Below are 9,603 nucleotides of genomic sequence, written 5' to 3' on the forward strand. Positions count from 1 at the left end.
TGAACTCAGTACTTTCAGACTCCCGGAATACCAACGCGAGGGCGCTCGCAACCGGAGGGGGGCTTGAAGTACAAACCAAAAATCCACATTTTCCAACTAAAAATCCACATTTTATTGATATTTCAATAGGTAAAAGAATGCGTCATAGACGCATTTCAATGGGGCTTTCTCAAAAAGAATTAGGAAACTATTTAGGTGTCAGTTTCCAACAAATCCAAAAATACGAAAAAGGTTTAAACCGTGTAAGCGCAGGGTGTTTGCTAGAAATCGCTAAAAAACTAGAAATTTCTACAAACTTTTTTTATGAAGATCTTTTAACAGCGGATATTTCCACAAAGGAAAATATCCTACACCATGATCAAGTCACCGCCAGTGAAAAAGAACAATCCCTTTTGAAAAACTTTAGGGAACTCAAACAAAAAAAAACAGAAAGCGATTTTGTGTTTGATTTCTGATTAAGCGGAAGCACGCTCATCAACATCATTCATTAATCTCCCTAACATATAAGATTCAGATCACAGCACCTTAAGGGCAGTGTTCCATCAAACTCGACAAATTAAATGCCACTCTAAAATATTTTTGACCTCCCCTAAAAGTTCTCAACCAGCACTGGTCTACAAAACACCAGACAATCCCCCCTTCAAAAAGCCGCTTCCCCCTTACAAGATAAAGCTTCCACCCCGCACCACTCTGTAAACAAAGGTCTGTAAATAATAACCAAACTTCTTGCAGAGCCAAATTGCACTTGAACAATCACTTATCAGCGCCCGTCCAACAATTCCTGCTTTATTCAGACTCAACAGACAAGCCTCATCTTCTCACGTCATCCTTCACACATCTCTTCGCACCACCGACTCTTGTACACACCATCTTAACCTGTCCATACTCACTCCTTCCCCACTCTCCATTCCTCCATCAATACACCCACATACTTAACACGCCTCTTCATCCCATCTTGCACTCCATTCACCAGACTCATCCCCCCACTAACCTTCTCACCACATTCTATGCCATGATAAAAGCCCTACACGCCCCAAAACCTACACAACGCATAAAACCTACACAACGCATCAAGCCTCCATATCCTTAATTTTCTCTTCCTTTTTTACGGATAAACGTTTTTACGCTTTTAAATTTTTACAGAAAACAGAAAACACTCTCAGCTTTTCTCTGCAAACCACGCGGTCTGTAAACAATGCTCTCCCCCTTAGCCTTGCCCTCACAATTGATACAACAGCCCTAAAATGTGACCCCACAAAGCAAAAATTTCAAAACCACAACATCAATTAAACCAACATCCTTGAATAAGAAATATTCCCTTTCCAACTTCTCCCAAACATTCCAGTAAAATATCAAACTCAAACATTTCCCTGAAAGATCAAATCAAGCATTGCCAATGAAAAAAGTTGCTTCACTCACCCTCCCCCCCTATGTTTTTTACTTTGAATAAGCCGTCTATCCATCATATCGGCATTGCCAGCAATCTTCAGCAAGGGTGCCCTCCTGTAAAACTTTATGAAAAATAAGAGATTGAGGTTATTTTATCTCTAGCAGAAGTTGTGAAATTGTTTTATATTAAGGATGGTGTTCTGCGCTTCTCGACAGGAAATAACGTATTCCTGAGACCTTAGTGATCTCCAAGGGAGCTGTCCCTGATTAAGCCCGTGGGCTTTTTCATATGGCGCCCACCTATTTGTATAGGTTCCCGGGGTCAACTTTTTCCATCGGCTGTTGTGGATCACCTTTTTTTGTGTCATTTTTTGCCCCCATAAAATTTTTCCCCAATTGATCATGCCTTTTTGCATGCATCTCCCTTTCTATGCCCCCTTGTTCTATGAGGCAAAGAGCAATAGGTTCTTTTCAAGAAATCAAAATGACAATAGGCTTTAACGCACAAGATTTGCGAACAGCTTACAAAAATAATACACGCTGTCTCCTTCATCCCTTCGCGCACAGCAGTGCAAAAGTGGTTTATCGCATCAAGATGCTCTTTCAAAAGAAGAGCGCATACTCTTTTCACGAGCACAGCTTTTTCTCAAAAGCGGTTTACACAATACCAGCAATAGATAAAATACCAAAGCTTATAAAGTAACAGCTTAATAATTTGGCGAGAAAATGACTCAAAATACACCTTTGTCTTCTGCATCCCTTCGCGCACAGCAGCGCAAAAGCGGTTTATCGCGTCGTGATGCTCTTTCAAAAGAAGAGCGCGCAGTTTTTTCACAACGTGCTTGTTGGCATTTTATTGAAACCCTTGAAAAAAAGGGAACCGATTTTTCACGCCTCATTTTGGCGGGCTATTGGCCCATCAAATCGGAAATTGACCCGCGCCCTCTCCTTGAGACAGTCGTGTCCCGTGGTGCACGTTTAGCCTTACCAGCCGTACTTGATTCCACCACCATGATTTTTCGTTCATTTTCGCTGGGCACGACTCTCAAGCCCATGCGCTTTGGCACTTTGGGTCCAGGAGAAGACAATGCGGTTGTTGTTCCCAATAATATTATTGTTCCGCTTTCTGCGTTTGACTGTCAATGTCACCGTCTTGGCTATGGAGGAGGCTATTATGATCGTGCTATTAACGCACTTGAAAAACAAGGACATAAAATAACATTATGGGGCATAGGATTTTCGTGTCAGGAAGTTTCTGCTATTCCGGCAGCTGAACATGACTTACAGGTACAAGGAATTTTTACAGAAAAAGGTTTCTTAAAGTGTTAAAATGTGATTAAAGCATCTATGCGTTTTTTATTTTTGGGTGACATTGTTGGGGAGACAGGCTGTAACGTCGTTTTTGAGCATCTTCCTCAACTAATTGAGAGATGGCGGCTTGATTTTGTTGTCGTGAATGGTGAAAATGCCTCTGGTGGTTTTGGTCTCAAGCAAGAGACGTATCAAGATCTTTTAATGGCGGGTGCTGATGTTGTCACCACCGGCAACCATGCTTTTTCCGACAAAGAAGCCTTACAGTATGCGCATGCGAGTGATCGTTTTTTACGTCCTGCCAATTTCTCGAAAGAGACTCCAGGAAGAGGTGTTGGTGTTTTTACAGCCAAGAATGGTGCCCGTGTTCTTGTTGCCAATCTGTTAGGCAGTGTTTTTATGCCATACAAAGTCGCCGATCCATTTGAAACAGCGGAAAATATTCTGCTTGCCTGTTCTTTGATGGAACAAGCGGATGCGATTATTTTTGACTTTCACGGGGAGACGACGAGCGAGAAGCAATGTTTGGGTCATTTTCTTGATGGTCGTGTGAGTGTTATCGTTGGCACCCATACGCATATTCCCACTGCTGATGCACAGATTTTAGAAGGTGGAAGCGGTTATTTAACAGATGCCGGCATGTGTGGAGATTACAACTCATCCCTTGGAATGGATAAAGAAGAACCGTTACACCGTTTTCTTTACAAAACAAAGCAAGGTCGTTTTGAACCGGCGTGTGGTCCGGCCACTCTTTGTGGTTTAGCGGTTGAGATTTCAGATCGCACCGGTTTAGCAGAAAAGGTTTCAGCAGTACGGATTGGTCCTCATTTAAAGCCTGAAGTTCCAGATTTTTGGTAGGCTTCTTCTAAGCCCCCTTTTATGGCAGCTCTTCTGAACCCCCTTTTGATGATCTTCTCTTCTGAGCCCCTTTTGATGATCGGCTCTCCACCGTACGCTTCTAGAGGCTCTTTTGGCAAAATAACTTTTCACGCCCCTTCCTAACATCCCCCAATTCTCAATAGATCCATTTTCACGAATGGACATTCATGAAAATAAGTGAACAAAAAGCGATGATGATAAAAGCCAATAACGTATAAAACAGATCTCTTTTCCTGTGGATAACTATCAAAGATTATATAATGTAACTATACTTATAAATATAAATCATATTTATTTTAGAAATTAAGTTTGAAAAGTATTTATTTGTGTACAATAAGCCTTCTTTATTATTTATAATATCTATTGTCTGTTTATCAGTAGGTGGTTTGATTTCTACGGATATTTTTTTGCCAGCTCTTGAAGATATGCGCCAATATTATCAAGTGACTGAGTCTGATATTCAGAGTGCGGTAGCTGTTTTTTTACTCGCATTAGCACTTGGACAACTGATTTATGGACCGCTCAGCGATAATTTGGGACGTAAAAAGACGCTTTTATTTGGCTTATTTTTGTGGTTGTTTACCACATTGGGTATAGTTTACACAGTCAACATCCAAGCTTTTTTCATACTCCGCTTTTTACAAGGTCTTGGAGCCTGCTCAGGGATCGTTTTAAGTCGCGCTATGATTAATGATTTGATGGATAAAAAAGCAGCAGGAAAGTTTTATTTAGTTATTTTTCCTTTTGTAGGAACATCACCAGCCCTTGCACCTTTAATTGGGGGGCTCTTATTACAAGTTTTTAATTGGCAAGCCACCTTTATCTTTTTAAGCCTTTTTATACTTTCAACCATTTCACTCTGTTATTTTGTCCTAACAGAAACTCTCCCCCCTATAAAGCGTCAATCTTTTACGCCTGTGGGAGTCATTAAAGGCAGTTTAGGAGTCCTTAGAAATAAACAATTTATTTTTTACGCATTGATTCCGTGTTTTGCTTATGCAAGCTATTTCGCTTACATCGTAGAGTCGCCTTTTTTTCTCACAGCTTTAGGTTTATCAACTTACTATATTGGTTACAGTTACATTGGTGTTTCTTTCACCTATGTCTTAGGAAACTTGGCAGCACGAAGATTTCTTAAGCAAGAATCTATGGAGCGGACGATCCGACGTGGATATATTATTTTTGTCATAGGAGGGATATTGTTTGGCCTCCAAATGTATGTGAGTCCGTGGCCACTTATAACGAGTTTAAGTGCACTTTCACTTCTTACTTTTGGCAATGGTTTTTTGTTGCCATTAGGGACAGCATTGGCGATTTCGTCGCATCCACAAGCCGCTGGAGCCGCTTCTGGTGTTATAGGCGCTTTACAATCAGGGAGCGCTGCATTAAGCGCCGCCATGATTGGAAAAATATCCGGACATAACCCATGGGACGTTGCCGTTTTATTGGCAACATGCTGTTTAGTTGGTTTTATCATTTACATTCGAAAAGCAAATTATTTTGCGACCATAAATCAAATCAAGTAACCAAATTGGGGGGGAACTATGCTTAAAAGTCTTGATGTAACTTGACGTGATGGAGGATATCGAAATAAATTTTCTTTTTCATTAGACTACATCATCGAGCATATTAAAGATCTGATAGATGCTCAAGTTGAATATGTTGAGATCGGCTATCGTAAGGGTTCGTTTAAACCAATGAACAATGTGGGTCAGATAGCTTTGTGCTCTAATGATTATATTCAACTATTACACGAAGCTGTTCCGGATGCTAAGCTTGTTGTTATTGCACATCCGCATAATATTAACCAGTCGGATATTCGGGAGCTAAAGAGTTTTGGCGTCACACTTTTACGATTATGTCTCAATAAAAATGATATTGAATCCACATTTGCACTCTGCCGCTATGCTAGCTCTTTAGGGTTGTCTACTAGTATCAATATCACAAGAGTGAGTCAAGTAGATGAAAACTATTTACGGAATATAGCAATAGCAGCAAACAATTGTGGAGTTAGCATTTTGTATTTGGCCGATTCTAACGGAAGCCTTTTACCTGATACTGTAACGCGATTAGTGCAAAAAACAAAAAGTATAACACCTTTAGAAATTGGTTTTCATGCACACGATAATTTAGGTATGGCTATGGCAAATAGCATAGCAGCCGTAGAAGCAGGCGCAAGCTTTATTGATGGTTCATTAATGGGGATGGGCAAAGGGGCAGGAAATCTCACTTTAGAGTTATGGTTAGCACTTTTAAATTTGCGTAAAAAAGAGCCATTTTATAATGTAGATAAAATCGAGCAATCAATAGAAAATCTAAAGAGCTATTTTTTTCATCTGTATCAAAACTCTTACGATTTTCGTTTAGCCTTAAATAACTTAAACGTTGAATATCAAGCTTTGCGAGAGAATAAAATGTCTTTAGGGTTAGAAGAGGGACTCATAACTATCGAAACTTTAAAACAAAAAGTGCAGGAAATTTAAACGCCATGCGCTTACATCATGTTATTTTTGCCCCTACCATGCCAATTGAGGAGTAGGGAATCTTTTGCTCTCTGCTTTAAAAAGCTATTTTTAATAAAGAGGATTTAAAGTTACACGATGAGATACGTTCTCTGTTTTTTCTAGCAACGCTAGGCTATAATTTATTCCTTCGCTTACAACAAAATTCAAAGGAGCGCTTTCATGATCCTTCGGGATTTGCGAGATTTGTAATGGCTGGAACATGAGAACAAATATGGCAGCACGGGCTCCCCAATGCGCTGTCCTTGGCTTTGCATGCTTCAAGCGATCCAGAGGTTTTACAACAACGCCTTAGATATCTTCTAACCTTATTGGAAAAAGGGAATCGATTGATAACTTAAAAAAAAGAGCCAACTTTTTCAAAAAGAGCAGACTTTTTCGTGCAACCGATAGGAAACATTGAAATAAAGGGAGTCTTCCTCAGAGATTCCTGATGCGCAAAAAAACAGCACTTGAACGAATGAAAAAAGGATTTAAACGCCTCTTGGCAATAGAGGCAAGGGATGAAATGATCAAATATAAAGCCAAGTTTTTAAGCGTTAAGGGGGAAAGTCATACCTTGGATGTATCATCAGACAAAAAATCATTGCATCAATCATGAATATAAGATTATCTCTCATGGTGAGGTGGCATTTGTGGGAGGATCATTCTGTCATGACAAATGCAGTCATTGATGAATGGAGGGAGTGATGATGAAAAAGAAAGTTCTTGTGCTACCAGGGGACGGCGTGGGACCAGAGGTCTGTGATGCAGCATTAATGGTCTTAGAGCCATTGCAATTGCCGATAGAATTTATTTATGGTGATATTGGTTTTAAATGTTGGCAACAGGAAGGGGATACTCTTCCTCAAGCGACTTGGCAAAAAATAGCTGAAAGTGATGCCCTTTTACTAGGCGCTGTGCACAGTAACGAACAAGCAGCGGCTTTAAAAGAACGCACACCGCATTTACAAGAGAAAAGCCTTGCCTATGTTTCTCCTATCCTTCACCTTTTCCAACAGTTAGATCTGTTTGCCACGATACGTCCCGTAAGATACATTTTTGGTCCAAGGAAGCCCTTTCAGTTTTGTGTTATCAGAGAGAATAGTGAAAGTCTCTATGCGGGGTTAGATTTTCGGGGGATCACGCCGGAAATATCCGCTTGGTTAAAACATCCCAATCTGACAAAATATGATCATAAAGAAGCAGCTTGGACAGTCCGGTTACAGACACGTTTTGGTTTAGAAAGGTTATTTGAATATGCTTTTTCTTATGCACGTGCGCATGGGATGAAGCGGGTTACTTTTGCTGATAAGCCCAATGTTATGCGAGAAAGTGGACAATTTGCTCAGGAAATTTTTGAGAAAATCGCGCAAAATTATCCGGAAATTGAAGCAGATATTCATCATGTTGAAGCGGTTTCTTTGGGGATTGTCACAAAACCAGAGCAATTTGGTGTGCTTGTTGCTGAAAACATGTTTGGCGCTCTTCTCTCTGAGCTTGCTGCTGGAGTAATGGGTGGATTGGAGCTTGCAGCCAGTGCACATGTGGGAAACCAAATTGCTTGTTTTAAACCGGCTCATGGAAGTGCAGCACACATTGCTGGCCAGAATAAAGCAAACCCTTCTGCCATGCTTTATACCACAGCTTTACTGTTAGAGCATTTAGGCTTTCAAGAAGAAGCAACACAATTAACCAAGAGTGTTGATCAAGTTATTCGTGCTGGAAAAACGCTCCCTTATGATCTAGGAGGGAGCGCCTCACCGCGTCAAATGGCTGAAACTGTTCGCAATTCTCTTGTGAATCCTCTCTCCATGTATCGTGCAGCAATTATCACCGTTGGGGATGAACTCCTTTCAGGACAATATTTGAATACGAATTTACAGGATTTGAGCCAAAGCTTAAGTAAAAGAAATATTCAAGTCACACGTCATTTTGTTTGTGCGGATCAATTACAGCAAATCAGTGATACAATTGTTTCCTGTCTTGGACAAGAAGACCTTATCATTATCAGTGGGGGATTAGGACCGACCTCTGATGATAAAACACGCTATAGCGTTTCTCAAGCTGTAAGGCAACCTTTGATCCATCATGAAGATGTTTGGCAAACGATAAAAGGTCAATTGGAGCAATTAGGGATTGCATCAGATAAGAATAATGCGCGTCAAGCCTTGTTTCCTCAGACAGCGAAAGTGCTTGATAATCCGACAGGCACAGCCCCTGGTTTTTATCTTTCTTATGATGAAAGTACACTTGTTGTTTTGCCAGGTCCCCCATCACAGGCTCTTGCTCTTTTAGAGGATTTTTTACAACAAGGTGAGAAGAAATATTCTTCTGTATCGCGTGCGGAATATGCTTGGACTATGATTGGAATTGATGAAAGTACCCTTGCGCATTGGGTTGATCATCATTTTGCAAATGAGCCATTTGAACGCCATTTTTTATGGAAAAGCCCTTATGTTCTGGTGCAACTGATTGGTCAGTCCTCCACCCCCTTGGCACAGCCTCTTATCGAAGAATTTGAAAATCATTTTCGCCCCTATTTGGTTGGCAGAGAAGTGACCACGGCATGGAAACAATTAGCAATGCATGCAGAGGTGCATTGGTTGATCAATGATCCGCTACTTTTACAATATTTTCACGCAACAGAAAAAAGTGCAAAAAATCTTCCGCAGCTTGCGGTTGAAGTGCGTTTATCACCTTCCATCGAAGTCTTAGAACAGCAGCAACAAAGCCTTGGCCATGCGACAATAACCGTGCGGATAAAAGGCTATGATGAGGATCATCTTACTTTTCCCTATACACGACCGCTTTTAAGCGCCGTCTTACAGGAATATGCCGCTTGGTTAGTTTTAAAAAGAGTTTTGCAAACACAAGAAAGACAAATGAACCCTAATATCAATAGAGAAACATAAAAAACGCTTGGTGAGCATTCCCAACAGCCATGATGTATCCCCCCTGCCAATACTCTATTCTCAATGCTCTATTCTCAATGCTCTATTCCATGAGATGCTTTGCCCTCCAACCCACCTCTACCCCACCTCTACCTCATGGCGCTTTATCTGCGCCCCTTGGATGAAAGATAAAAACTTTTATGATTTTTAAACGAAGAGAAAAAAGCTCTATGGAAATATTTCTGCGGAAGGAAATGTCACCGCCCCCTTCCCTTAGAAAGAGGCTATAGAATAATTTTATGATTGAGCAATTTATGATTGAGCAAGAAGACTCTTTAAACTTTGAACTCTCATGAGAAATCAACCATACGACTGCTGTCTTTTTTAGCTTTCACGCGTCACTTCTCTCCTCCGGTTGCAAGCGCCCCTTATGCGTATTCCGGAAGTAGTAAATACTGAGTTCAGTCAGCTTTTTGCTTTTAGTGCTAGAGCACACCTGGACATGACAAAATCTCCCGGAATATCGCGATATTCATAGAGCAGATCATTTCTACATTTAGCTTTTCAGGTTTTGAATTCCCCTATTTAACATCACACTACAGTGAGAACCACCTGCTTAACTCAGGCAA

General features: G+C 40.7%; 5 protein-coding genes, 1 other RNA gene and 2 pseudogenes. All 8 read left to right on the top strand.

Translation table 11 applies throughout. The features are described from left to right. Nucleotides 1-137 precede the first annotated feature (137 nt). The 8 genes and pseudogenes from BN338_RS01275 to BN338_RS01320 all read left to right on the top strand — a co-directional run bounded on the left by BN338_RS01275 (nt 138) and on the right by BN338_RS01320 (nt 8,995). Nucleotides 138-459 (top strand): annotated as a pseudogene (locus tag BN338_RS01275) (helix-turn-helix domain-containing protein). 1,124 nt (nt 460-1,583) lie between these two features. Continuing rightward, a non-coding RNA gene (gene ssrS / locus BN338_RS10985) (6S RNA) lies at nt 1,584-1,744 on the top strand. Between the two features lie 371 nt (nt 1,745-2,115). Beyond that, nucleotides 2,116-2,718, top strand: a complete 603-nt coding sequence (locus BN338_RS01290; protein WP_039758284.1) for a 5-formyltetrahydrofolate cyclo-ligase — start codon at nt 2,116-2,118, stop codon at nt 2,716-2,718. Nucleotides 2,719-2,736: 18 nt separating this feature from the next. Beyond that, on the top strand, nt 2,737-3,558 hold the full coding sequence (locus BN338_RS01295) for a TIGR00282 family metallophosphoesterase (protein WP_039758381.1): 822 nt from the start codon (nt 2,737-2,739) through the stop codon (nt 3,556-3,558). 347 nt (nt 3,559-3,905) lie between these two features. Continuing rightward, a complete protein-coding gene (locus tag BN338_RS01300; RefSeq protein ID WP_039758286.1) occupies nt 3,906-5,105 on the top strand; it encodes a multidrug effflux MFS transporter in 1,200 nt (399 codons plus the stop codon). 57 nt (nt 5,106-5,162) lie between these two features. Beyond that, a pseudogene (locus BN338_RS01305) lies at nt 5,163-6,062 on the top strand (beta/alpha barrel domain-containing protein); the annotation flags it as partial. 472 nt (nt 6,063-6,534) lie between these two features. Then, a complete protein-coding gene (locus tag BN338_RS11555; protein ID WP_156809221.1) occupies nt 6,535-6,702 on the top strand; it encodes a hypothetical protein in 168 nt (55 codons plus the stop codon). A 91-nt stretch (nt 6,703-6,793) separates the two neighbouring features. Continuing rightward, on the top strand, nt 6,794-8,995 hold the full coding sequence (locus BN338_RS01320; RefSeq protein ID WP_039758382.1) for an isocitrate/isopropylmalate family dehydrogenase: 2,202 nt from the start codon (nt 6,794-6,796) through the stop codon (nt 8,993-8,995). The last annotated feature ends 608 nt before the right edge of the window (nt 8,996-9,603 follow it).

Source organism: Bartonella queenslandensis AUST/NH15 (assembly GCF_000312585.1).
Classification (GTDB): domain Bacteria; phylum Pseudomonadota; class Alphaproteobacteria; order Rhizobiales; family Rhizobiaceae; genus Bartonella; species Bartonella queenslandensis_A.

What these genes read in the sequence shown, in the direction of transcription:
- BN338_RS11555 (WP_156809221.1), top strand. Translation starts at nt 6,535, where the DNA reads ATGCGCAAAAAAACAGCACTTGAACGAATGAAAAAAGGATTTAAACGC.
- BN338_RS01320 (WP_039758382.1), top strand. Translation starts at nt 6,794, where the DNA reads ATGAAAAAGAAAGTTCTTGTGCTACCAGGGGACGGCGTGGGACCAGAG.
- BN338_RS01295 (WP_039758381.1), top strand. Translation starts at nt 2,737, where the DNA reads ATGCGTTTTTTATTTTTGGGTGACATTGTTGGGGAGACAGGCTGTAAC.
- BN338_RS01290 (WP_039758284.1), top strand. Translation starts at nt 2,116, where the DNA reads ATGACTCAAAATACACCTTTGTCTTCTGCATCCCTTCGCGCACAGCAG.